The sequence below is a fragment of the Streptomyces sp. NPDC057136 genome (assembly GCF_042670885.1).
GTDB lineage: Bacteria > Actinomycetota > Actinomycetes > Streptomycetales > Streptomycetaceae > Streptomyces.
This window is the reverse complement of record NZ_JBHUUV010000064.1, coordinates 1-20,569: the sequence shown is the minus strand read 5'-3', so window position 1 is coordinate 20,569 and position 20,569 is coordinate 1. Positions and strand designations below refer to the sequence as shown.

24 protein-coding genes are annotated in these 20,569 nt (G+C 69.5%); 16 read left to right on the top strand and 8 right to left on the bottom strand.

Going from position 1 to position 20,569, the window contains the following annotated elements; genetic code table 11:
* Nucleotides 1-66: 66 nt before the first annotated feature.
* The 4 genes from murQ (at nucleotide 67) to ACFT7S_RS37195 (ending at nucleotide 3,389) form a co-directional block, all read left to right on the top strand.
* A complete protein-coding gene (gene murQ, locus ACFT7S_RS37210; RefSeq protein WP_382740532.1) occupies nucleotides 67-1,047 on the top strand; it encodes an N-acetylmuramic acid 6-phosphate etherase in 981 nt (326 codons plus the stop codon).
* 50 nt (nucleotides 1,048-1,097) lie between these two features.
* The gene (locus ACFT7S_RS37205; protein WP_382740529.1) at nucleotides 1,098-2,603 is read left to right on the top strand and encodes a PTS transporter subunit EIIC; all 1,506 of its coding nucleotides are present in this window, start codon (nucleotides 1,098-1,100) and stop codon (nucleotides 2,601-2,603) included.
* 59 nt (nucleotides 2,604-2,662) lie between these two features.
* The gene (locus ACFT7S_RS37200; RefSeq protein WP_382740527.1) at nucleotides 2,663-2,833 is read left to right on the top strand and encodes a hydrophobic protein; all 171 of its coding nucleotides are present in this window, start codon (nucleotides 2,663-2,665) and stop codon (nucleotides 2,831-2,833) included.
* 202 nt (nucleotides 2,834-3,035) lie between these two features.
* Nucleotides 3,036-3,389, top strand: coding sequence for a PRC-barrel domain-containing protein (locus tag ACFT7S_RS37195; protein WP_382740524.1), 354 nt, complete (start codon nucleotides 3,036-3,038; stop codon nucleotides 3,387-3,389).
* Nucleotides 3,390-3,527: 138 nt separating this feature from the next.
* On the opposite strand, the gene ACFT7S_RS37190 is transcribed toward ACFT7S_RS37195, so the two are convergent.
* Nucleotides 3,528-5,180 carry a hypothetical protein gene (locus tag ACFT7S_RS37190; protein ID WP_382740522.1) on the bottom strand — a complete coding sequence of 551 codons (1,653 nt, stop codon included), beginning with the start codon at nucleotides 5,178-5,180 and terminating at the stop codon, nucleotides 3,528-3,530.
* A gap of 318 nt (nucleotides 5,181-5,498) precedes the next feature.
* Here ACFT7S_RS37190 and ACFT7S_RS37185 point away from each other — a divergent pair, with 318 nt between their 5' ends.
* Nucleotides 5,499-6,254 carry a DUF6193 family natural product biosynthesis protein gene (locus ACFT7S_RS37185; RefSeq protein ID WP_382740520.1) on the top strand — a complete coding sequence of 252 codons (756 nt, stop codon included), beginning with the start codon at nucleotides 5,499-5,501 and terminating at the stop codon, nucleotides 6,252-6,254.
* 27 nt (nucleotides 6,255-6,281) lie between these two features.
* On the opposite strand, the gene ACFT7S_RS37180 is transcribed toward ACFT7S_RS37185, so the two are convergent.
* Together ACFT7S_RS37180 and ACFT7S_RS37175 are read right to left on the bottom strand one after the other, a co-directional pair.
* Entirely contained in the window at nucleotides 6,282-6,518 is a 237-nt protein-coding gene (locus tag ACFT7S_RS37180) for a hypothetical protein (protein ID WP_382740517.1), read from the bottom strand.
* Complete coding sequence (locus ACFT7S_RS37175) at nucleotides 6,508-6,750, bottom strand: hypothetical protein (RefSeq protein WP_382740514.1); 243 nt, start codon at nucleotides 6,748-6,750, stop codon at nucleotides 6,508-6,510. Before ACFT7S_RS37175 ends, ACFT7S_RS37180 begins: the two co-directional genes overlap by 11 nt.
* A 114-nt stretch (nucleotides 6,751-6,864) precedes the next feature.
* Here ACFT7S_RS37175 and ACFT7S_RS37170 point away from each other — a divergent pair, with 114 nt between their 5' ends.
* From ACFT7S_RS37170 to ACFT7S_RS37160, 3 genes are all read left to right on the top strand, one after another.
* Nucleotides 6,865-7,707, top strand: coding sequence for a helix-turn-helix domain-containing protein (locus ACFT7S_RS37170; protein ID WP_382740511.1), 843 nt, complete (start codon nucleotides 6,865-6,867; stop codon nucleotides 7,705-7,707).
* Nucleotides 7,688-7,954 (top strand): DUF397 domain-containing protein, encoded by a 267-nt coding sequence (locus ACFT7S_RS37165; protein ID WP_382740508.1) that lies wholly within the window; start codon nucleotides 7,688-7,690, stop codon nucleotides 7,952-7,954. The genes ACFT7S_RS37170 and ACFT7S_RS37165 overlap by 20 nt, the downstream gene beginning before the upstream one ends.
* Nucleotides 7,955-8,027: 73 nt before the next feature.
* Nucleotides 8,028-8,432, top strand: a complete 405-nt coding sequence (locus tag ACFT7S_RS37160; RefSeq protein WP_382740507.1) for a hypothetical protein — start codon at nucleotides 8,028-8,030, stop codon at nucleotides 8,430-8,432.
* Nucleotides 8,433-8,441: 9 nt separating this feature from the next.
* On the opposite strand, the gene ACFT7S_RS37155 is transcribed toward ACFT7S_RS37160, so the two are convergent.
* The 3 genes from ACFT7S_RS37155 to ACFT7S_RS37145 all read right to left on the bottom strand — a co-directional run bounded on the left by ACFT7S_RS37155 (nucleotide 8,442) and on the right by ACFT7S_RS37145 (nucleotide 11,803).
* On the bottom strand, nucleotides 8,442-8,993 hold the full coding sequence (locus ACFT7S_RS37155; RefSeq protein WP_382740504.1) for a YcxB family protein: 552 nt from the start codon (nucleotides 8,991-8,993) through the stop codon (nucleotides 8,442-8,444).
* Between the two features lie 49 nt (nucleotides 8,994-9,042).
* Entirely contained in the window at nucleotides 9,043-11,187 is a 2,145-nt protein-coding gene (gene helR, locus ACFT7S_RS37150; protein ID WP_382740501.1) for an RNA polymerase recycling motor ATPase HelR, read from the bottom strand.
* A gap of 262 nt (nucleotides 11,188-11,449) precedes the next feature.
* Entirely contained in the window at nucleotides 11,450-11,803 is a 354-nt protein-coding gene (locus tag ACFT7S_RS37145) for a DUF1330 domain-containing protein (protein ID WP_382740498.1), read from the bottom strand.
* Between the two features lie 189 nt (nucleotides 11,804-11,992).
* Here ACFT7S_RS37145 and ACFT7S_RS37140 point away from each other — a divergent pair, with 189 nt between their 5' ends.
* Nucleotides 11,993-12,469: a hypothetical protein gene (locus ACFT7S_RS37140; protein ID WP_382740495.1), complete on the top strand. Its 477-nt coding sequence runs from the start codon at nucleotides 11,993-11,995 to the stop codon at nucleotides 12,467-12,469.
* A gap of 59 nt (nucleotides 12,470-12,528) precedes the next feature.
* Here the strand turns inward: ACFT7S_RS37140 and ACFT7S_RS37135 are convergent, their stop codons facing one another.
* Nucleotides 12,529-13,077, bottom strand: a complete 549-nt coding sequence (locus ACFT7S_RS37135; protein ID WP_382740492.1) for a MarR family winged helix-turn-helix transcriptional regulator — start codon at nucleotides 13,075-13,077, stop codon at nucleotides 12,529-12,531.
* A gap of 128 nt (nucleotides 13,078-13,205) precedes the next feature.
* On the opposite strand from ACFT7S_RS37135, the gene ACFT7S_RS37130 reads away from it, so the two are divergent.
* The 3 genes from ACFT7S_RS37130 to ACFT7S_RS37120 all read left to right on the top strand — a co-directional run bounded on the left by ACFT7S_RS37130 (nucleotide 13,206) and on the right by ACFT7S_RS37120 (nucleotide 16,045).
* Nucleotides 13,206-14,192 (top strand): EamA family transporter, encoded by a 987-nt coding sequence (locus tag ACFT7S_RS37130; protein WP_382740489.1) that lies wholly within the window; start codon nucleotides 13,206-13,208, stop codon nucleotides 14,190-14,192.
* Nucleotides 14,193-14,235: 43 nt separating this feature from the next.
* Nucleotides 14,236-14,880 (top strand): NAD(P)-dependent oxidoreductase, encoded by a 645-nt coding sequence (locus ACFT7S_RS37125; protein ID WP_382740486.1) that lies wholly within the window; start codon nucleotides 14,236-14,238, stop codon nucleotides 14,878-14,880.
* A gap of 268 nt (nucleotides 14,881-15,148) precedes the next feature.
* A complete protein-coding gene (locus tag ACFT7S_RS37120) occupies nucleotides 15,149-16,045 on the top strand; it encodes a hypothetical protein (RefSeq protein WP_382740483.1) in 897 nt (298 codons plus the stop codon).
* A 63-nt stretch (nucleotides 16,046-16,108) separates the two neighbouring features.
* Here the strand turns inward: ACFT7S_RS37120 and ACFT7S_RS37115 are convergent, their stop codons facing one another.
* Nucleotides 16,109-16,561, bottom strand: a complete 453-nt coding sequence (locus ACFT7S_RS37115; protein WP_382740480.1) for an excalibur calcium-binding protein — start codon at nucleotides 16,559-16,561, stop codon at nucleotides 16,109-16,111.
* Between the two features lie 298 nt (nucleotides 16,562-16,859).
* On the opposite strand from ACFT7S_RS37115, the gene ACFT7S_RS37110 reads away from it, so the two are divergent.
* Genes ACFT7S_RS37110 through ACFT7S_RS37095 form a run of 4 tightly spaced genes read left to right on the top strand, consistent with a single transcriptional unit; the run spans nucleotide 16,860 to nucleotide 20,454 of the window.
* Nucleotides 16,860-18,125, top strand: a complete 1,266-nt coding sequence (locus tag ACFT7S_RS37110; RefSeq protein WP_382740477.1) for a hypothetical protein — start codon at nucleotides 16,860-16,862, stop codon at nucleotides 18,123-18,125.
* A 9-nt stretch (nucleotides 18,126-18,134) separates the two neighbouring features.
* On the top strand, nucleotides 18,135-18,530 hold the full coding sequence (locus ACFT7S_RS37105; protein WP_382740474.1) for a GntR family transcriptional regulator: 396 nt from the start codon (nucleotides 18,135-18,137) through the stop codon (nucleotides 18,528-18,530).
* Nucleotides 18,527-19,420 carry an ABC transporter ATP-binding protein gene (locus tag ACFT7S_RS37100; protein WP_382740471.1) on the top strand — a complete coding sequence of 298 codons (894 nt, stop codon included), beginning with the start codon at nucleotides 18,527-18,529 and terminating at the stop codon, nucleotides 19,418-19,420. Before ACFT7S_RS37105 ends, ACFT7S_RS37100 begins: the two co-directional genes overlap by 4 nt.
* Entirely contained in the window at nucleotides 19,417-20,454 is a 1,038-nt protein-coding gene (locus tag ACFT7S_RS37095; RefSeq protein WP_382740468.1) for an ABC transporter permease, read from the top strand. Before ACFT7S_RS37100 ends, ACFT7S_RS37095 begins: the two co-directional genes overlap by 4 nt.
* The last annotated feature ends 115 nt before the right edge of the window (nucleotides 20,455-20,569 follow it).

Here is a 20,569-nt window from a genome sequence, read left to right as displayed (position 1 = left end):
ACCCGCCGAACCCCCGCACCGCCGAACCGCCGAACGTACGAGATCGAGAAAGCAGAGCCGCTCTCCATGACCTCATCCGCTGACACCGACACCAACTCCGGCGCCGGATCCACCACCCCCGCCGGATACGGGGAACTGCGCGCCGAACTCGCCACGCTCACCACCGAGGCGTTCCGCCCGGAGCTCGCCGACATCGACCGGCTGGCCACACAGGAGATCGCGCGGATCATGAACGGCGAGGACAGCACCGTCCCCGCCGCCGTCGCCGCCGAGCTGCCGCAGATCTCCGCCGCGATCGACGCCACCGCCGAGCGCATGGCGCGCGGCGGCCGGCTGATCTACGCGGGCGCGGGCACCGCGGGCCGCCTCGGCGTCCTCGACGCCAGCGAGTGCCCGCCCACCTTCAACACCGACCCGTCAGAGGTCGTCGGCCTCATCGCGGGCGGCCCGACCGCCATGGTCAAGGCGGTGGAGGGTGCCGAGGACAGCAAGGAGCTGGCCGCCGCCGACCTCGACGCACTCGGCCTCACGGAGAACGACACCGTCGTCGGCATCTCCGCCTCCGGCCGCACGCCGTACGCGATCGGCGCCGTCGAGCACGCCCGCGCCCGGGGTGCGCTGACCATCGGCCTGTCCTGCAACGCGGACTCGGCGCTCGCCGCCGCCGCCGAGCACGGCCTCGAAGTCGTCGTCGGCCCGGAGCTCCTCACCGGCTCCACCCGCCTCAAGGCCGGTACGGCGCAGAAGCTCGTCCTCAACATGCTCTCGACGATCACGATGATCCGGCTCGGCAAGACGTACGGGAATCTGATGGTCGACGTCCGCGCCTCCAACGAGAAGCTGCGGGCCCGCTCCCGCCGCATCGTCTCGCTGGCCACCGGCGCCTCCGACCAGGAGATCGAGGCGGCGCTCGCCGCCACCGACGGCGAGGTGAAGAACGCGATCCTGACCATCCTCGGCCAGGTCGACGGCCCCACCGCCGCCACGCTCCTCAGCGAGTCGGACGGTCACCTCCGCGCCGCCCTCGCGGCCGTACGCACCACCTGACCCACCCGCACCACGCCCGTACCCCCCGCACAGCAAGGCACCACGCTTCCATGGCTACTGAAGACAAGAACCGCGCCACCGCCGCCGCGATCCTTCCGCTCGTCGGTGGCGCAGCGAACGTCAGCTCCATCGCCCATTGCATGACCCGGCTCCGCCTCGGCCTGCACGACCGTTCGCTGGTCGACGACGAGGCGCTCAAGGCGATCCCCGCCGTCATGGGCGTGGTCGACGACGACACGTACCAGATCGTGCTCGGCCCCGGCACGGTCGCCCGGGTCACCCCGGAGTTCGAGCGCCTGGTCGAGGAGGAGCGGGCAGCCGCCCCCGTCGTCCACACCTCCGAGGAACTGGCCGCGCAGGGCGCGGCGATCAAGGCGCAGCAGAAGGCGAAGAACGCCACCCCGTTCAAGCTGTTCCTGCGCAAGATCGCCAACATCTTCGTGCCGCTGATCCCGGCCCTCATCGGCTGCGGCATCATCGCCGGCCTCAACGGCCTGCTGGTCAACCTGGAGTGGCTGCCCGCCGTCACACCCGCCCTCGCCGCGATGGCCTCCGGCTTCATGGCACTGATCGCGGTCTTCGTCGGCTACAACACGGCGAAGGAGTTCGGCGGTACACCGATCCTCGGCGGTGCGGTCGCCGCGATCATCGTCTTCCCTGGCGTCGCCAACATCGATGCGTTCGGCCAGCAGCTCTCCCCCGGCCAGGGCGGTGTACTCGGCGCGCTGGGCGCGGCCGTGCTCGCGGTGTACGTGGAGAAGTGGTGCCGCCGCTGGGTCCCCGAGGCCCTGGACGTGCTGGTCACCCCGACGCTCACGGTGCTGGTCTCCGGTCTGGTGACGATCTTCGGCCTGATGTACGTGGCGGGGGAGATCTCCTCCGCGATCGGAACGTTCGCCGACTGGCTGCTGTCCAACGGCGGCGCGGGCGCGGGCTTCGTCCTGGGCGGGCTCTTCCTCCCGCTGGTGATGCTGGGCCTGCACCAGGCGCTCATCCCCATCCACACCACGCTCATCGAGCAGCAGGGCTACACCGTCCTGCTCCCGATCCTCGCGATGGCCGGCGCGGGCCAGGTCGGTGCGGCCGCGGCCGTCTACTTCCGTCTCCCCCGCAACGAGTCGATCCGCCGCACCATCAAGTCCGCCCTCCCCGCAGGCCTGCTGGGTGTCGGCGAGCCTCTGATCTACGGCGTCTCGCTGCCGCTGGGCCGCCCGTTCATCACGGCGTGCGTCGGCGGCGCGTTCGGTGGCGGCTTCGTCGGACTCTTCAACCAGCTCGGCGACACGGTCGGCTCCACGGCCATCGGCCCGTCCGGCTGGGCCCTGTTCCCCCTCCTGGACGGCAACCACGGCCTGGGCTCGACGATCGCGATCTACGCGGGCGGCCTGGTGGCCGGCTACGTCGCCGGCTTCGTCGCGACGTATTTCTTCGGCTTCAGCAAGGACCTCCTGACGGAGTTCAACGTCTCCCAGGAACCGGCCCATTCGAAGATCGCGGCCACCGGCCCGACCGGTACGACGCCGGCCCCGGCACCGGAGGGAATTGCGGTGCAATAGCATGCAGGAGGTGTAGGGAATTCCTTCGGGGGCAGCAGAAGTCCTGGAGGTTGATATCAATGGTTCCCTTGCTTCTCGTTCTCCTGCTCGCCCTGATCCTTTTCGGTGCAGGGTTCGCACTCAAAGCACTCTGGTGGATCGCAATAATCGTGCTGGCGGTGTGGCTGATAGGTTTCCTCGTCCGCCCGGCCGCGAGCGGCGGCAAGCGTGGCCGCTGGTACCGCTGGTAGACGTCATCCACCAGAACTGATGCGGGTGGGCCCGGACATCACTGTCCGGGCCCACCCGCTTTCTGTTCCGGTCGGCAGGAACGCACAGGACGAGCAGGTGTGAGGCCCCGACATCCGGGCACGCGATAGTGCGAGCGGCTCTCACCACCCTTTCGGTGGGGGTCCACATGTCGAATTACGCCTTCTGGAAAGGAGCCAAGAAATGAGCGACCACCTGTGGGGTTACCAGCCTTCGAGCGGTCACACCGAGGGAACCGATCTGACCGGATATTCGGTCGAGGCAACTGACGGAAGCATCGGCAAGGTCGACAAGCACTCCGACGAGGTCGGCTCGGCGTACCTGGTCGTCGACACCGGAGTGTGGATCTTCGGAAAGGACGTCCTGCTGCCTGCGGGCACGGTCCGGGGCATCGACACGGAGGCCCGGAAGGTATTCGTCGACCTGACGAAGGACCAGATCAAGGACTCCCCGGAGTTCGACAAGCACAAGCATGCGGATGACCCGGGCTATCACGAGCAGATCGCCGGCTACTACGGCAGCTACCGCCTCATGTGACCCGGCGCGCACCCCGAGAGGCGGCGGGCCCGACCCTGAAGAAGGGCCGGCCCCGCCGTCCGGCTGTGCGCACCCGGCCGGCCCGAGCCGGATCGCGACTTCGGTGAACTGCAGCTGCCGCGCCCTCCGTCCCACTCTCTACCCCGGCCACGGGAAGCCCAGCTCCTTCGCCCGCTCGGGACTGCCGCCGCACACCTTCGCGTACGCCTTCGGGTCCTCCTCGGTCAGCCGTCGCAGCGCGGCGGCGGCCTGTGACTCGGGCGGACTGCCGTCGTCCGGCAGGCGCCAGCGGAACTGGAGGGCGTCCTTGAGCGTGTCCGCTGCGGTGAGCCCCGGCGCGTACCAGAACGTCACGACCGTGGTGTCAGGCTCCTCGTAGTCGCTGCCGGTCCAGCCCCGGCGGGCGTCCCACCGGCGCAGGATCTCCGGCCGTTCCGTCAGCCCCGCCTTGATCAGCCGCGCGATGGTGCGAGCCGGCCAGGACCACGACCGGTCGGCCTCAGCGCGGGCCAGCTCGGCGTCGTAGGCGGCGGCGTCGAAGCGGTACGCGGGCAGCTCGGGCGCGTCACGCGTACCCGGCGTGTACGGAGGCCGCCGCCAGCCGTCCCAGACCACGTCGTCCCCCTCGCGCCGGATGGTGACGTGGAGGGCGCCGCAGCACTCGTCGGAGCAGTAGGCCTCCGCGAGCTTCACCTCACGCGGCTCGGCTTCCGCCCTCAACGCCCCTTCGTCCAGCAGGGCTTCGGGGCTACCGGCCGGCCCCCGGGAGAAGACCGCAGGGACCACCGGACGCCCATCGACCAGAACGCGGGTCTCGACGGGCTCCCGGTCCACCGGATCGCCCGCCACCACCTCGATACGCAGCCGCCCGGCAACGGCCGGAGGCTCGAAGGGCTGTCGCCCCATGCGCCGGATCCACCCGGTCCACAGCCGCTGATCGGCGTCGCCCCCGGCAGCGTCCACGACGGACACCCAACGGGGCTCGGCCAGCAACCGCCCCAGCGACGACAACAGTTCCTCCCGCTGCCCCGGAGCCCAGCTCAGCAGCACACCGGCACCACTGCTCAGATCGAAGGCGAGCGAGAGCAGGGAGGCGTGGTGCGCAAGCGTCGGCGGCACCAGGCCGACCCGACCGACGACACGCTCGTAGACGGCGATCGCGTCGCCGTACGCGAGGAGTTCGGTCGGATCGTCGTTCGAGCACCCCATCCGGGCCAGCACCCTGGCGGCCCGCGCCAAGAGAGCCGGATCGGTCGGATACCGGTCCAGCAGATCGGCAAGACCGGCGGCCTCCGCGATCCGGCGGGCCGAGCTGGTGCAGAGCACGCGGGGCGCGTCGGGACACGCGACCAGCTCCGTACAAATGGCATCCCGATCCTCCGACCACAAGGCCCGGACGAGCGGCAGCAGTTCCTGGTACGCGGTGCGGTAGACGAGCCACGTGAGCGCCGCCGCCCGGACATCGAGCCGGTTCAGCGCCTCCATGGCCGGGCCCGCCAGCTCGCTGCACAGCCCGAGGACCGAGAGATACGGGATGTCCTCGGGTTCACCGAGGCGGACGAGCAGATAGAGGCCGACGGTGACGGCGGGCACGGTGGTGCCGCTCCGGGTCAGCTCCCGTGCCAGCGAACGGGCCGCCTCCCGCCGCTCGTCCGGCAGCGGCACGGAGGAGACGGCGGACCGGATCACGTGCACGTTCCGGTCCCGGACACCGAGCCGTTCGAGGCGGCGGTGCACGGTGGCGGAGTCGCAGGGCAGGGGGTTCAGCGCATCCTGGACGGCTGCGGCCAACTCAGCCCTCGGCAGCGGGGCCTTGTCCGGCGGGGACCCCGCCGAGAGCCTGAAACCACGCCGTGGGGGGACGCCGCCAGGGGCCTCACGCAGGAGGGCCAGGGCACGGCCGTGAAGGGGGAGCAGGTGGGCAAGCGGGCGAACGAGCGCGTCGCGCTCTTCCGGGGCGCTCACCGGGCGGGGTGGGACTCGATTCCATAGGTCATGCCCGCAGAGTGCCACGCCGGACGCTGTCCGTCGAGCGAGTTGGAGCGCCGGTCGGAGAGCGGAACGAGGGTACGCCCCCTACGGCGGCTCGGATCCGGCACAATCCCGATCATGGTGACACGCCCTGATCCGGCCGTTCTCTATCCCGACGTCGCAGCCCGAGGCAACCTCGGCGCGGCGCTCCGAGCCGTGGCGGAGGAGGAAGGCTTCTCCTTGCCGCTCATAGCCTCGGCCTCCGACTCGCTGGACCACGCCGTCGCCGAGAGCACGCTGCCGCATCGCCTGCCCCTGCACGTCAACGCGAGGGTGTTCGAGCGCGTCTGGTCGATCCGGGGCACCGAGTCCTTCCAGGACATGGCGCTGGTCGAAGGCACCACCGACAATCTCGCGCAGGTGGCCAGAGCAGTGCGGGCCTGGCACGACGGGGTGGCTTTGAGCGACATCCCCCGGGCCGCGCCATTCGTGCAACTGACCGGCCGCTTCGAGGTGCCCGACAACGACCCCGTACGCCTGACCGCATCCGAGTGGCAGCATCTACGCACCGAAGCGGGTCCTCTAGGACAGGCCGGGTCGGCCTATCGGGCACTGGTCGAGGCAGCACACGCCGAGCCGGCACTCCGGGGTCTCTACCCCTTCACCAGCCACTGGGTGCTGCGCTTCTCGGCGACCACCCGCCCACACCTGTCCAGCGTCGGACCGTGCGTGATCGGGCATGACGTCGACCGGTACACGGTCAGCGCGGACTTCATGGGCGAGGACGTCCTCGCCCGAGCAGCCACCGCCCAGGAGGCGGTGGCGGCCGCCGTGCGTCACCTGCCGCCCGGCCTCGGGCCCGTCACACTCGGCTCCGTCACACTCGGTTCCTGAGCGCTCCGCAGCCCCCGCCCCGGCCCCTCATCTCGGCAACTGCCCCTCCCGGTTGATCTCCGTCACCCGGGCCCGCAACACCACCCCGGGCGGCGCCGACCGGACGAGGTCCGGCGGGCAGTCCCACTCGACGCCCCCATCCGGGGGACGCAGTTGTACGTACGGTCCGACGCGCCCCATCACGCGCCCCACCCGCCCGTCCCGGGCATCCACGGCGAACGACCCCGGCTCCGGCGTCCACGGCTCAAGCACCTCACCGGTCATGGTCGGCCGCGTTCTCCTCCAGGACCTCGCTCAGCCGCTGCGCCGTATCAAGGTTGCAGCACCCGAGGTCGACCAGCGGCGACGGCTCGTTCCCCGCACACGACACGGGGTCGATCCGCAGCGACGGCAGCTTCACACCCACCCGCGCAAGACCGTCCCTCAACCGCTCCACAGCATCCTCCGCCACCCGCACCCTGCCCGCCGCCGCCCGGCGCCGTTCCGTCGCTGTCATGCCGTTCCACCTTCCACGCTGAGTAATGGGAATGCATACCCAGAGTGTCCAACGCGCGGCTAGCCTGGAAGAGGCGCTGTTCCAACAACCGCACGTGTGTCACAGGGAGTTGCCATGCCAGGTCCCCGGAAGCTCGACCCCTCCTCCTCACCCCGCGCACTCCTCGGCGCGGAGCTCCGCCACCGACGGGAGCGAGCGGGCCTCTCGCAGGACGATCTCGGTGCCCCGCTCTTCGTCAGCGGATCGTTCATCGGGCAGTTGGAGATAGGGGTACGGCGGATGCAGCCGGACCAGGCGGAGAAGCTCGACGAAGTGCTGGGCGCGGAGGGCTTCTTCGTACGCAACTGTGCGGCGCTGAAGAAGTCCAAATACCCGGAGCACTTCGCGGAAGCGGCCGAGGCGGAGGCGCGGGCGGAGGCCATCAGGGAGTACGCGCCCCAGCTTGTCCCGGGCCTGTTGCAGACAGAGTTGTACGCGCGAGTGGTCTGCCGCGACTACCAGCCGACGGCCACGGACAGCATCATCGACGAGCTGGTGGCAGGACGGCTCGAGCGCGCGCAACTCCTCGCCGATCCAACCAAACCGGTGTTGTGGGTGGTGCTGGACGAAGCGGTGTTACGCCGGAAAGTGGGCGGACCTGCGTGCATGGCAGCAGTCCTGCGCCACATCGCTGCGCTCATCCGACAGCATCGGATCATCGCGCAGGTGCTGCCGTTCGACGAGGGCGCCCACGCAGCGCTCACGGGCCCACTGAAGCTCATGACCTTCCCGGACGCACCGCCACTCGCGTACGTGGACGGCCTGGGCATCGGCCAGTTGCAGGACGATCCGGCCTCGGTCCGCCATTACGAACTCACCTACGATCTAGTGGTGGCCAGCGCGGCCTCACCGGCAGCGTCTCTGGCCTTGATCGAATCGGTGGCGGAGGATTACGACCATGAAGCTCAGCAGCTCTGATTACGACCTGTCGACGGCGATCTGGCACAAGTCCTCGTACAGCGGCGGCGATGGGGGCAACTGCCTCGAAGTCGCGACCTGGCGGAAGTCCACCTACAGCGCCGGCGACGGCGGCGACTGCCTCGAAGTCCTCGACGGCGTACCCGAGGCCATCCCCGTCCGGGACTCCAAGGTGACCGACGGCCCGGCGCTCGTGTTCCGGACCGAGGCCTGGACGACGTTCGTGAGCGGCCTCAAGCGGGGCTGACCGTCGAGGAGACCGAGGGACACAGGGCGGCGTCCCCCGCCCTGTGTCCGTCACTCGCCCGAAGGGGAACGGCATGTCCTGGCCGTCACTGGTCATCCTTGCTCCCGCAGAGCAGCGCCCGTCGCTCGAAGCGCGCATCCGCTGCTTCGAGCTCGTGCCGGATGCGGTGACGGGCGGCGAAAAGCTGCACTGGCAGGGGCACTCGTACTACCTCGACCTGTCGGGCGGGATCCTGACCGACTTCGAACCGGACGAGCTCGATCACCTAAGAACCCGGATCGGCGAGCCGTATGGAGTCTATGTGTCCTGCAATTCCATGGACGCGGCCCGGGCTTTCCTACGACAGGTCCTGGCCGGCTTCGACGGGCTTGTCGACACCAACCACTTCGAGATCCTGCCGGCGACCGAGTTCCTGACTCTGATGGACCGATATCCGCTCTGGGACTGGCGTCGTCGGCCGAGCACGGATCTTCCGTAACGAAAGGCCCTAGCGCCGCTTCAGGTTCCGGTCCAGGATCGCCCGGAGCCGGTCCACGTCCGCAGGGTCCTGGGCCCCGCGCTTGGGCAGTACCGCGACCCCGGCCGCGCGGTCGCCGCCCAGCAGCACGAAGAGTCCGGGCGTCTCCAGATACTCCCGGAACACCGACCAGTCCACGGTGAAGGACACCCGCTCGCCGGTGCTGACGGCACCGTTGTCATCGGCCACCATCCGGCACTCCCCGTACGGCTCCACGATGCTGAACATCCGCCGGGCCATGATGCGCAGCGCCCATACGGTGCCCCAGGCCCCGATGCCCAGGGAGACCACCAACGAGATGATCCACCCGATCGGCGTCGCTTCACGCAGCACCGCGACGACGACCGCGGCGGCTGCCGCCGCCAGTGGTACCAACAGCGCCTCGGCCCGGCCCGCCGGTGTGCGGCGGGCTCGGGCGCGGAGCGCCTCCTCGAAGTCCGCGGCTGTCGGCCGGTAGACGAACTCCACAGCCGTGCCCCGGTCTGTGCCCTCTGGTGAAAGATCCCCGCCCCTGGTGTCCATGGGCGGGAATCCTAGCCAGGGGGTCGCAGCCCCTGCCGACAGCCCCGCGTCAGCGGCTCGTGAGGATGACGAGCTGCTGGGTCGCCCGGGTCATCGCGACATAGCGGTCGACCGCTCCCTCGATGCCCGTGCCGAACGACTCCGGGTCGACGAGGACGACGAGGTCGAACTCCAGCCCCTTCGACAGCGACGGAGTCAGCGACCGTACGCGGGACGTCGGCCGGAAGGTGGGGTCGCCGATGACGCAGGCGATCCCGTCGTCATGGGCGTCGAGCCACGTGTCGAGGACCTCGTGCAGATCCGCGGCGGATCCGTGCACGACGGGGAGGTCGCCGCTGCGGATGGAGGTCGGCACGTTGGCGTCAGGGAGCACGGCCCGGATGACCGGCTCCGCTTCCGCCATGATTTCCGCCGGCGTCCGGTAGTTGATGCTCAGGGAGGCCAGGTTGACCCGGTCGAGCCCGACCCGCTTCAGCCGTTCCTGCCACGACTCCGTGAACCCGTGCCTGGCCTGGGCGCGGTCCCCGACGATGGTGAAGCTGCGGGACGGGCAGCGGACCAGCAGCATCTGCCACTCCGCGTCGGTCAGTTCCTGGGCCTCGTCCACGACGATGTGCGCGAACGGACCGGCGAGCAGATCCCGTTCGATGTCGAGCGATGCCGCCCCGTCGAACACGGTGTCCTTCAGGTCCTGGCCGCGCAGCATCGTCAGCGCGCCTTCGCCGTCTTGGTCGGTCTCGATCAGGACGTCGATGACCTTGGTCATCTGCTCGCGTTCGGCGGCGACCGAGGCCTTGTGCCTGCGCGTACGCCGCGACGCGTCCGGGTCGCCGAGCCGCTGCCGTGCCGCGTCCAGGATCGGCAGGTCGGACACCGTCCAGGCCTGGGCGTCCTCTCGCTGGAGCCGCATCACGTCGTCGCGGCCGAGCCAGGGGGCGCACTTGCGCAGATAGGCGGGTACCGACCACAGGTCCCCGACCAGGTCGGCCGCTTCGAGCAGCGGCCACGCGTTGTCGAAGACCGCGAGCAGCTCCCTGTTCTGGTGGAGCGACTTGCGCAGCGGCACGGCCGTGTCCTCGTCGTCGTGCTTGTCCACCAGGATCGTGAGCAGCTCCTCCCAGATCTGGTCGCGTGCCTCGTTGTGCGGGATGCCGGGTGCCGCATCGAACGCCACGGCCCAGTCGGCGGCGCTCAGCCGGATGTCGGACCAGTGGGTCGTGACCGTCATGCCCTTGGTGGGCGGCTCCTCGTAGAACCTGGCGGCCGCCTCGACCGCCTTCACGAGGTCCGCGGACGACTTCAGGCGGGCCACGTCCGGGTCGGTCTCGACCGCTGCCTTGGCTCCCTCCGGGACAAGGTCCCGCAGGGTGCAGGTCTGTACGCCCTCCTCCCCGAGGCTGGGGAGGACGTCGGCGACGTAACCCAGGTACGGCTGGTGGGGACCGACGAACAGCACGCCGCCCCGGCGGTGACCGAGACGGGGGTCGGAGTAGAGGAGGTAGGCGGAGCGGTGCAGGGCGACGACGGTCTTCCCTGTACCCGGACCGCCGTCGACGACCAGAGCGCCGCGTGATCCCGCGCGGATGATGGCGTCCTGGTCGGCCTGGATGGTGCCGAGCACGTCTCGCATCCGGGCGGACCGGTTGTTGCCCAGGCTGGCGATGAAGGCGGACTGGTCGTCGAGCGCGGCGCGCCCGGCCATGCCGTCCGGGGTGAAGACCTCGTCCCAGTAGTCGCTGATCCGGCCGCGCGTCCAGCGGTACCTTCGGCGGCTCGCCAGACCCATCGGGTTGGCGTGGGTGGCTCCGAAAAACGGCTCGGCGGCGGGCGAACGCCAGTCGAGCAGCAGCCGACGGCCCGTACTGTCCGTAAGGCCGAGCCGTCCGACGTACACGGGCTCGGGGTCGTCCGCGCCGACCATGTGTCCGAGGCACAGGTCGAGACCGAAGCGACGCAGGGCGCGCAGGCGAGCGGTCAGCCGGTGGATCTCCAGGTCCCGGTCCATCGCCTGCTGGCCCACGCCGCCGGGCGCCCTGCGCGCGGCGGCGAGGCGGTCGGACAGCTCGGCGATCGACTGCTCCAGGCACTCCGCGATGGCCGCGAAGTGCTTCTCGTCGCCGGCGATCAGCGTCGAGTCGGCCTTGGGGGCAAGGCGGTCGGGAAGGTCGAACGCGCTGGTGGTCAGTGGGTTCATGTCAGAAGCTCCGATCCGAGGTCGCACCCGCGAAGTCCGGCGTCGAGCGCCCCACCACTGGTTCCACGGGCCCCACTGGCTCGACTCCATCGCACGACCCATAAACCGACAACAAACAACGCACTTAGTGAATCTCCCATTTCCGCAGGTTCGGGCCTCAGCGAGCGATTGTGCGCTATCACCCGGGCCTTGCCGCAAGCCCCCCTGTGCGCTATAAGTTGAAAGTGGCAAGAGGTGGGTACTCCCTTTGCCCCCTACACCCTCAGCCCTGCTCGTCAGCCAGGGCCTCTCGCAGCGCCATTCCGGTGGCTGTCGCGTCGTACCCCTCGGGGACACCTTCGATCATGATGATGTCGCCCTTGATGTGCCGTGAGCGCAGCGGGGCGATCTCCTGGTACGCGGGCGAGTCCCACCAGGCCCGCGCCTCGGCGATCCCGGGGAAGCCGATCATCACGACGCTCCCGGACCAGCTGCCTTCCTTCACCTCGTGCTGCGTGACATGCACGAGGAAGCGTCCTCCGTACGGCTCGAAGGTACCGGGGATGCGCTCCATGTACTCCGCGATCTCCGCGTTCGGAGCGGCGTCCTGCAGGTTGGCGATGACGTAGGCGGGCATGGTGTCCTTCCGGTTGGCCGGTTGATCGGTCGGTCGATCTCCGTACGTCGAGCTTGGCATTCCGGCGCACCGGGGTCGATTACCTGTCGGGTAATAGAGGTCCGGCGGATCGAGGCTCCAGCCACTGTCCTGCCGATCACGAGACACATTGATGTGACCCCGGCTCGCCTGGGCTGGGATGGTAGGTCCATGAGCGATCCGAACGCGACGCCACTCCTGCCCGGCCGCGCGGAAGTGGCTGCTCGATGGAGTGCGCTGGCCTCGGGTGAGGTGACCCGTGAGGCCGTACATGCGTGGGCGTTTCCATGGGTGGAGGGCGAGGGCGCATTCACCGACTTCGAGGAACCGTTGGTCCTCACAGGTCTGCAGTACCTGCACGGGTTCGACCTCTGCCGAGATCCAGGCCGTCCCCATATCGTCCGGCACGGCACATTGGGTGAGGGCGAGTGGGTTGCTTCGCTCGATGACATCATCGGCAGATTCGCCCACTGGCAGGAACAGTGCGCTCTCTACGATGCCGATCCGCAGGGCTGGTCACAGGCGGTGCTTGAACGAGCGAGAGCGTTCGTTCGGGCAGAGGAGGCCGCCGCGGCCTCGGCACGCTCCGCGATCAATAGCGGTTCAACATCGGCATCTGGCCCGCCAGTTGAGGGGGATGGACGTTGAAGCACATGGCGCGGACAGGCCCGACTGCGGCCGTTGCCCTCAAGAACCTCTGACTCAGCTCACTGACCCAGATGCGTGTCCCCCAGTGACATCAACAGCCGCCGCAGCGCCCCGTCTAGCGCCCGGCGCTCCTCGGCCGTCAGGCCCCCCAGCATCCGTTCCTCGTTCGCCACGTGATCGACCACGGCCCGGTCGACGAGGTCCAGGCCCGCGTCGGTCAGGCGGACGCGGATGGCCCGGCGGTCCGCGGGGTCGGGGTGGCGTTCGATCAGGCCCTTGCGTTCCAGTTTGTCGAGGCGGTTGGTGATCGCGCCGGAGGTCACCATCGCGGACTTCAGGAGGCCGCCCGCGGTGAGTTCGTGCGGGGCGCCGACCCGGCGCAGGGTGGCGAGTACGTCGAACTCGGCGAACTCCAGACCGTGTTCGGCGAAGATCGGCTTCATGCCCTTGCTCAACAGGTGATCGGCCCGCTTGATACGGCCCACCAGGGCCATCGCGTCCAGTCCCGCGAGGCTCATGTCCGGGCGCTCGCGGCGCCACTGGGCGCGCAGTTCGTCGATGGCATCGGCATCCGTCCCCGACTGCCGCTCCGCCTCACGCTCACTCATTCCCGCACTCCTCCCTCACCCGAGCCAGATCTCTCAACGTTCAGATACTTGACGTTCGCAGACCTTGGACTCACACTTATCTCAACGTTGAGAATAACAGCGTTGAGGAGAAATCGAGGGGGAGCGCCATGTCCATCACCAGCACCGCCGCCAAGTCCGCCACCACCACACCCACCAGCCACAGGGCCCACAACGCCCGACGCCCGACCCCCCAAACGCCCCGCACCTCCACCAAGGCCGCCCTGGGCATCGCCGCGCTCGCCGCCATCGGGCCCGCCACCTGGGGCACCACCTACGTCACGACCACCGAACTCCTGCCCGCCGACCGCCCGTTGCTCGCCGCAGCCCTGCGCGCGCTGCCAGCCGGGCTCATCCTGCTCGCCCTCACCCGGCGCCTGCCGCGCGGCGACTGGTGGTGGAAGGCAACCGTGCTCGGGATGCTCAACTTCGGCGCGTTCTTCCCGCTGCTGTTCTTCGGCGCCTACCATCTGCCCGGCGGCGTCGCCTCGACGGTCAGCGCGGTCACGCCGCTGCTGGTGGCCGGCTTCGGGGCCGGTGTGCTCAAGATCCGGCCCACGCGCCGTACGCTGATCGCCGGACTCGTCGGGGTCGCGGGCGTCGGGCTGCTCGTCCTGCGCGGGAACGCCGAGGTCGACCTCGCGGGGATAGTGGCGATGCTGGCGGCCACCGTGCTGATGGCCCTCGCCGTCGTCCTGAGCAAGCGGTGGGGGCGTCCGGAAGGCGTCTCGCTGCTCGCCCTCACCGGCTGGCAGCTGACCGTCGGCGGCCTGGTGCTGGCACCCATCGCCCTCACCGCCGAGGGCCTGCCCGACCACCTCACCGGCGCGAACATCGCCGGGTACGCCTACCTCGGCGTGATCGGCACAGCAGTCGCGTACGCCCTGTGGTTCCGCGGCATCGAACGCCTCCCGGCCTCCTCCGTGTCCTTCCTCGGCCTGACGAACCCGGTCGTCGCCACGCTCGCCGGACTGGTGTTCCTGGGGCAGACCCTCACCGCCTGGCAGATCGGCGGTCTGGCCCTGGTGATCGGCAGCGTCGCCCTCGGCCAGAACCTCCGCCCGGCCACCCGGCGACGCGCGACCCCGTCCACCTGAACCCACCCACCACCGAACCACTCACACCCAAGGAGCCGATCCCATGCGCATCACCGTCTTCGGAGCAGCCGGAAACGTAGGCAGCCGCGTCGTCACCGAGGCCCTCACCCGCGGCCACGAGGTCACCGCCGTCGTCCGCGACGCCGCCCGCTTCGCCACACTGCACCCCGCCGCCACCCATCGCACCGGAGATGCCGGAATCCCCGCGCACGTAGCCGAGTTGAGCGCCGGGCAGGACCTCGTGGTCAACGCCACCCGGCCCGCCCCCGGACACGAGGACGAACACGCCGCCATCAGCCTGGCGTTACTGTCCGGCCTCGCCCGCACCGGCGTACGCCTGATCGTCGTCGGCGGCGCCGGCAGCCTGACAGTGCCCGGCACTCGGGGCGTCCTCGCGAGCGACGACCCGGCCTACGTTCCCACCGCCTGGCGGCACATCGCGCTGGCCTCCAACGCCCAGTACGACGCCATCCGTACGGCCACGACCGAGGTCGACTGGGCCTACCTGAGCCCGTCCGCCCTCCTGGAGCCGGGCCACCGCACCGGCACCTTCAGGCTCGGCACCGACGAGCTCCTGGTCGACGCCGAGGGCAACTCGGCGATCTCCATGGAGGACTTGGCGGTGGCCCTCCTCGACGAGGTCGAACACCCCAAGCACCACCGCACCCGCTTCACCGCCGGATACTGACGAACAGTCTGGCGGGAAATCGAGCGCAGGCCCTCGCCCCCTCCCGGGGCTCAAGGGGCGAGCTTCGAGCGCTCTTAACAAGGATTGGGTGGATGGATCAGTTGTCCCACCCACCCACCCTGTCCGGAGAGTTGACTTTTCGTGACCGACTTGCCACACATGGTCATCACGCTCTAGCGTGCGTCCGAGACAACAAAAAAATCGACCCCCGCCGGTGCTGGAACACCTGACAGGGGTCTGACCACAAGGATCGGATCGCCGATACCCCATGGCTGACGCACAGCTTAGTGCTGCCCCCTGCACCCCGCACGTATCCCTGCCCGCGACTCCACCCGCAGCCCCGCACCCGATGGCCAACCCGGGTTACGGAAAGCGCTCGGCTCCGTACGAACGCCCCCGCTCCGACCGCGACTTCGCGCACCTGCTCCCCCGCGACGCCGCCATCGCCGCCTACGTCGACCGCCTTCCGGACGGCTCCGACATCTCCGTAAAGGCGCTGGCCAAGGTGCTTCCGTACGGGCAGTGCGCCGTACGGACCACGCTCAACCGCCTCCAGGAGGCCGGGCATCTGCGCCGGGGCAGCGAGTGCGTGGCCACCGAGCACGTCCTGCTCTGGGTGACCCGGACGTTCTTCTCGCGAACCGCACGCGACGATGCCTGGTGGGCGGCGTTCGCCCAGGGCGACGTACCCAAGGAGCAGCAACGGCCCACCCGCTCAAGGGCGTTCATCCTGCTGGCCTCGCTCGGCCGGGCCGCGCCCACTCTGACGCTCTCCTCGGCGGACTGCGTGGACCTGGAACCGCAGGTCAGCGAGTGGTTCGAGCGGGGTGCCACGGAAGCGGAACTCCTCCATGCCCTGACCGCAGGACTGCCCACCCCGGTCCACCACGCCACGTCGCTCGTCCGCAGGCGCCTGCGGGACAAGATGCCACCCGAACGAGTCGCTCCGGTCCACCGAACCGTCCTGCGCACCCTGGAATGCAGCGAGTGCCGCGCCCCGGGCAGCCCGGAAGCACTCCTCGGTGGCCGGTGCGCACTCTGCCGGGGCACCGAGCCCGACGCACACTTCGGCCCGCCCGGCGCCGTGCAGGCCCCCGGGGTGCGGGGCCGCATGAGCAGCGTCCGGGCCGCAGTGGTCCCCCGGTCGGAGAGGACCTACCGATGACCGTGCAGCCCATCGACCCCGGGCTCACTCCTTCCCGGGGCCGCTCCTGTGTCTCAGGAACCGTCAGGTACGGCGGCGACGTCGGATGATCGTGTAGCCGACGGCACCGGCTGCTGCGCCGGCTGCGAGGGCGAGGCCGATACCGGTTTCCTGGCCGGTCGGGCCCGAGGCGCCGCCGAGGCCACCCTGGGCTCCGCGCGTCGGCGTCGTGGTGGGACTTGCCGACTGGGGTCTGGAGGTGGGGCTCACCAGCTGGGGGGTAGCGGTGGGACTTACGGGCTGGGAGGTAGTGGTGCTGCCTCGTGTGGGCAGCCACTCGCAGGCGATGCGGTCGTCCACGCCCCGATCCTCGTCGAGGCGGTTCGGGTCACTCGGGTCTCTGTTGAACTCGGCCTGCGCATCTTCCTGGAAGACGAAGTCCGCGCAGTCGAGATCCTGCGCGAACGCGACGCCGGAGAGAGGAACGACAGAAGAGACAGCAAGCGCTATGCCAGCCACAGCGGTACGACGGTTCATGTTGGAGCCTCCTTGGGCCGGATGGCCTCGACCCGACCCTAGGATCGGCGGCGCCGCACGGCGCGGAATGCTAGGCCGAACGGGACACCACGACACCTCTGACCAGGCAAAACAGCCATCCGCTGAGGCATGCCTTCTGCAAGGAACCTGAACCCGGATCCGGGCGGGCACTGTTCGGCGAGCCCGGACCCCTCATGAACGCGAACCGTCATGCAGTGGACAATTGCGTACGGCCAACACCTGTCGTGGTTTCCGTCGTTGGCCGTGTCGACCGATCTTCCCCTTCTGAGGACGCGACATGCGCCGACGCATCACGATGGCCCGCACCGGAATCATCTGCTCGGTGCTCATCATGGCCGTGTTCGTCGGGTTCCAGCTGACGTCACTGACCGGGCGGGATTCCCCCGATTCCAAGAACTACCTCTCCTACGCCCTCCGGCTGAGCGGCGAGAGCCGCGCGTCGGCCACCGCTCAGGCCATCGAGTACACGTGCGCCGACGAGGCCGGCGAACCCTTGGTGCGGGAATGTGTGCGCAAGCTGACGAAATCGACCGCGTACTGGACGCGGCACGGCAATACCACCGGCATGACGGGGCCGTTCTTCAACTCCCGCTTCATGGCGATCTATGAAGCGCGCCCCGGATATCCGCTGCTGCTCGTGCCGTTCATCGCCGTGTTCGGCCTGGCCCTGGGCGTCTGGCTGGCCGGTGTGACCGTCGCTCTGGCGGGCAGCCTCTTCGTCCTGGCCACGCTGCGCGCCGCCGGTGCCAACTGGGCGGCCGCGCTGTGCGGACAGATCCTCTACCTGACGCTGCCCACCGGCGCGATCGCGATGCTTCCCATGGCCGACGGGCTCACCCTGGCCTGCACGGCGGCGGTGGCACTCGGCTGCACGCCGGCCTTGAGGGGGGAGCGGGGGACGGCCGGGGCCGCCCTCGTCACCGGTGGTCTTGCCGTCGCCTTTCTGGCGCGCTACTCGCAGGCGCTCCTGCTGGCCGTCGGCCTCGCCGCAGCCTTCGGCGGACTCGCCTGGTACCGCAAGCGCCACGGCCGGTCGCCGCACTCCGCACTCCGCCTGTTCGCGCTGTGCGGCGCCCTGGCCGTCGCGATGCAGTTGACCACGTACGTACTGGGCTGGCCGTCCGGATACGACAGTGCCCAGGACCTCCTGACCCACCATTACCTGCGTCCGGACGTGCCCGACCCCTGGCCCAGGTTCCTCGCCGAGGAAGGGACGTTCTGGTCGGCCTGGGCGGACCACCAGTTGAAGGAGCCCTTACTCCTGATCACCCTGGCCCTGGCGGCCTGCTCCACGCTCCGGCGCCCCACGCACATCGGCGTGCTCGCCGCCGCCACCGCCGTGGGCGGCGTACTCAACCAGGCCGGGCACCCCAACCTCGACATGCTGGCCGGTCAGCGGCTCATCGTCCTGATCTGGTTCCTTCCGATCCTGACGATCCCCCTGCTCCTCACGGGACGCGGCGAGGCCGGCAGGCGACAGGCCTTCTCCTTGACACCCTCGCCACATCTAGAGTCCTATAGTGCTAGGAGCCTAGATGAATAGAGATGGACAGTGATCGAGTTTCACCTCGATGCCCGGTCCGGTGTCGCGCCGTACATGCAGCTGATCCACCAGGTACGTCAGGCCTTGCGGCTCGGCCTGCTGTCCGAAGGGGATCGGCTGCCCACGGTCAAAGACGTCGCGACCAAGGTGGCGATCAACCCCAACACCGTGCTCAAGGCCTACCGGGAGCTCGAATACGAGGGCCTGGTCGCGAAGAAGCCCGGCGTGGGCACGTTCGTGTCCGGAACCCTCAGCGATGCCTCGCTCTCCGAGCACGAGCCGCTGCGGCAGGAGCTGCTGCGCTGGCTGGACAAGGCCCGGAGTGCCGGGCTCAACGAGGAGAGCATCGAGGCCCTGTTCCTGAGCACCTTTCGTACGCCTCAGCACCCCGAAGAGGAGAAATGACCGCCACTCTGGAAGCCAAAGGGCTCGGCAAGCGGTACGGCCGCCACCAGGCGCTTACCGACTGCACCTTGAGCGTGCCGACCGGGCGGGTAGTCGGCCTGGTCGGCCCCAACGGGGCCGGTAAATCAACCCTGTTGCAGTTGGCCTGCGGCCTGCTCACCCCGACCTCGGGCACCATCGAGGTCCTCGGCGGGCGCCCCGCCTCCGGACCGGAGCAGCTGGCCAAGGTCGGCTTCGTCGCCCAGGACACACCCACGTACACGGGCCTTTCCATCGCCGACCACCTGCGCCTCGGCGCCCGGCTCAACCCGGGCTGGGACGCGCAGTTGGCGGAGAGCCGGATCGCGAAGCTGGGCCTGGACCCCGCCCAGCGGGCAGGCAAGCTGTCCGGCGGTCAGCGCGCCCAGGTGGCCCTGACCCTCGCGGTGGCCAAACGGCCCGACCTGCTGATCCTCGACGAGCCGGTCGCCGCTCTGGACCCCCTGGCCCGGCGCGAGTTCCTGCAGAGCCTGATGGAGTTCGTGGCCGATCACGGCGCGACGGTCATCCTCTCCTCGCACCTGGTATCCGACCTGGAGCGGGTCTGCGACTACCTGATCTCGCTCGTCGCCTCCCGCGTCCAGGTCTCGGGCGAGGTCGACGACCTGCTCGCCACCCACTTCCGGCTCACCACGGCGCGGCGTGAAGCCGACAGCCTGCCCGACGGGATGCAGGTCATCCAGGCCACCCACACCGACCGGCAGAGCACCTTCATCGTGCGCGCCGCCACCGCGATCCACGACCCCGCCTGGGCCCTGGAACCGCTCAACCTGGAGGACCTGGTCCTCACCTACATGGCCCAGGCCGCGGCCGAGCCCGTCCGCCGACCCGTACTGGAGACACAGCGATGATCTGGCTGACCTGGCGCCAATACCGCGTACAGACGCTGGTGGCCCTCGCCGCCCTGGCCGTGATCGCCGCCGTCCTGGTGGTCATCGGCGTCCAGTTGCACGACTCCTACGACAGCACCGTCGCCACCTGCCAGAGCGCCTGCGAGTCGGCCAAGGACGTGATCCGCTCCGAGTACAACGTCCTGTTCTACTTCGTCGCGGGGCTGCTGATCGCCGTTCCCGGCATCATCGGGATCTTCTGGGGCGCGCCGCTGATCGCCCGCGAACTGGAGACCGGTACCCACCGGCTCGTCTGGAACCAGTCCATCAGCCGCACCCGCTGGTTCGTGGTCAAGCTCGCCGCGGTCGGCCTGACCGCCGTAGCCATCACCGGGTTGCTCAGCCTCCTGGTGACCTGGGCGGCCGGCCCGCTCGACAAGATCAACGTGGACCGGTTCACTCCGCTGCTGTTCGACGCGCGCGGCATCGTGCCCCTCGGCTACGCCGCGTTCGCCTTCACCGTCGGGGCCTGCGCCGGCCTGCTCATCCGCAGGACCGTGCCCGCCATGGCCGCCACCCTCGTCGTCTTCGTCGCGGTCCAGGTCCTCATGCCCTTCGCGATCCGCCCGCACCTCATGTCCCCGGAGCGCACCGACATCGCGCTCAGTTCACTGGCCGTGTCGCGGGTCGGGCCCGACGGCGAGCCGGGCGCCCCGGCATCCGGCTGGCAGGCGGGGTTGTTCCGGATGAAGGGTTCCGGTGCCGACACCCAGCTGACGATGACCGTTTCCAATTCCGGCGCCTGGGTCGTCTCCGACGAAAGCCCGGTGCTCGACTCGGCGGGCAAGGTCGCCACCGGGAGCCAGGTCTGCCCGAACAGCGGTCCCGACGACCTCATGCCGTGCCTCACCAAGTCCGACCTGCACATGGAAGTGGCCTACCAGCCCTCCGACCGCTACTGGACCTTCCAGTGGATCGAGACCGGGCTCTTCCTCGTCCTCACTGGGCTGCTGGCCGGCTTCAGCATCTGGTGGCTGCGGAGCCGCCTGGCCTGACCAGGGGCGGCCGAAGCCAACGCAACTGGCTTCGGCCGCGCCTGCGACTCTACGGGGCAAGGTCTCCGCACGACTTCGGCCCCCGGGACGAATCCCGGGGGCCGAAGTCTGCAAC

Coding starts and splice junctions, on each gene's coding strand:
- ACFT7S_RS37145 (WP_382740498.1), bottom strand. CDS start 11,803: ATGCCCGCCTACGTCATCGCCAACCTGCAGGACGCCGCTCCGAACGCG.
- ACFT7S_RS37175 (WP_382740514.1), bottom strand. CDS start 6,750: ATGACAGCGACGGAACGGCGCCGGGCGGCGGCGGGCAGGGTGCGGGTG.
- helR (WP_382740501.1), bottom strand. CDS start 11,187: ATGAACCCACTGACCACCAGCGCGTTCGACCTTCCCGACCGCCTTGCC.
- ACFT7S_RS37135 (WP_382740492.1), bottom strand. CDS start 13,077: ATGAGTGAGCGTGAGGCGGAGCGGCAGTCGGGGACGGATGCCGATGCC.
- ACFT7S_RS37185 (WP_382740520.1), top strand. CDS start 5,499: ATGGTGACACGCCCTGATCCGGCCGTTCTCTATCCCGACGTCGCAGCC.
- ACFT7S_RS37130 (WP_382740489.1), top strand. CDS start 13,206: ATGTCCATCACCAGCACCGCCGCCAAGTCCGCCACCACCACACCCACC.
- ACFT7S_RS37170 (WP_382740511.1), top strand. CDS start 6,865: ATGCCAGGTCCCCGGAAGCTCGACCCCTCCTCCTCACCCCGCGCACTC.
- ACFT7S_RS37180 (WP_382740517.1), bottom strand. CDS start 6,518: ATGACCGGTGAGGTGCTTGAGCCGTGGACGCCGGAGCCGGGGTCGTTC.
- ACFT7S_RS37155 (WP_382740504.1), bottom strand. CDS start 8,993: ATGGACACCAGGGGCGGGGATCTTTCACCAGAGGGCACAGACCGGGGC.
- ACFT7S_RS37140 (WP_382740495.1), top strand. CDS start 11,993: ATGAGCGATCCGAACGCGACGCCACTCCTGCCCGGCCGCGCGGAAGTG.
- ACFT7S_RS37125 (WP_382740486.1), top strand. CDS start 14,236: ATGCGCATCACCGTCTTCGGAGCAGCCGGAAACGTAGGCAGCCGCGTC.
- murQ (WP_382740532.1), top strand. CDS start 67: ATGACCTCATCCGCTGACACCGACACCAACTCCGGCGCCGGATCCACC.
- ACFT7S_RS37115 (WP_382740480.1), bottom strand. CDS start 16,561: ATGAACCGTCGTACCGCTGTGGCTGGCATAGCGCTTGCTGTCTCTTCT.
- ACFT7S_RS37100 (WP_382740471.1), top strand. CDS start 18,527: ATGACCGCCACTCTGGAAGCCAAAGGGCTCGGCAAGCGGTACGGCCGC.
- ACFT7S_RS37200 (WP_382740527.1), top strand. CDS start 2,663: ATGGTTCCCTTGCTTCTCGTTCTCCTGCTCGCCCTGATCCTTTTCGGT.
- ACFT7S_RS37205 (WP_382740529.1), top strand. CDS start 1,098: ATGGCTACTGAAGACAAGAACCGCGCCACCGCCGCCGCGATCCTTCCG.
- ACFT7S_RS37160 (WP_382740507.1), top strand. CDS start 8,028: ATGTCCTGGCCGTCACTGGTCATCCTTGCTCCCGCAGAGCAGCGCCCG.
- ACFT7S_RS37095 (WP_382740468.1), top strand. CDS start 19,417: ATGATCTGGCTGACCTGGCGCCAATACCGCGTACAGACGCTGGTGGCC.
- ACFT7S_RS37110 (WP_382740477.1), top strand. CDS start 16,860: ATGCGCCGACGCATCACGATGGCCCGCACCGGAATCATCTGCTCGGTG.
- ACFT7S_RS37165 (WP_382740508.1), top strand. CDS start 7,688: ATGAAGCTCAGCAGCTCTGATTACGACCTGTCGACGGCGATCTGGCAC.
- ACFT7S_RS37120 (WP_382740483.1), top strand. CDS start 15,149: ATGGCTGACGCACAGCTTAGTGCTGCCCCCTGCACCCCGCACGTATCC.
- ACFT7S_RS37195 (WP_382740524.1), top strand. CDS start 3,036: ATGAGCGACCACCTGTGGGGTTACCAGCCTTCGAGCGGTCACACCGAG.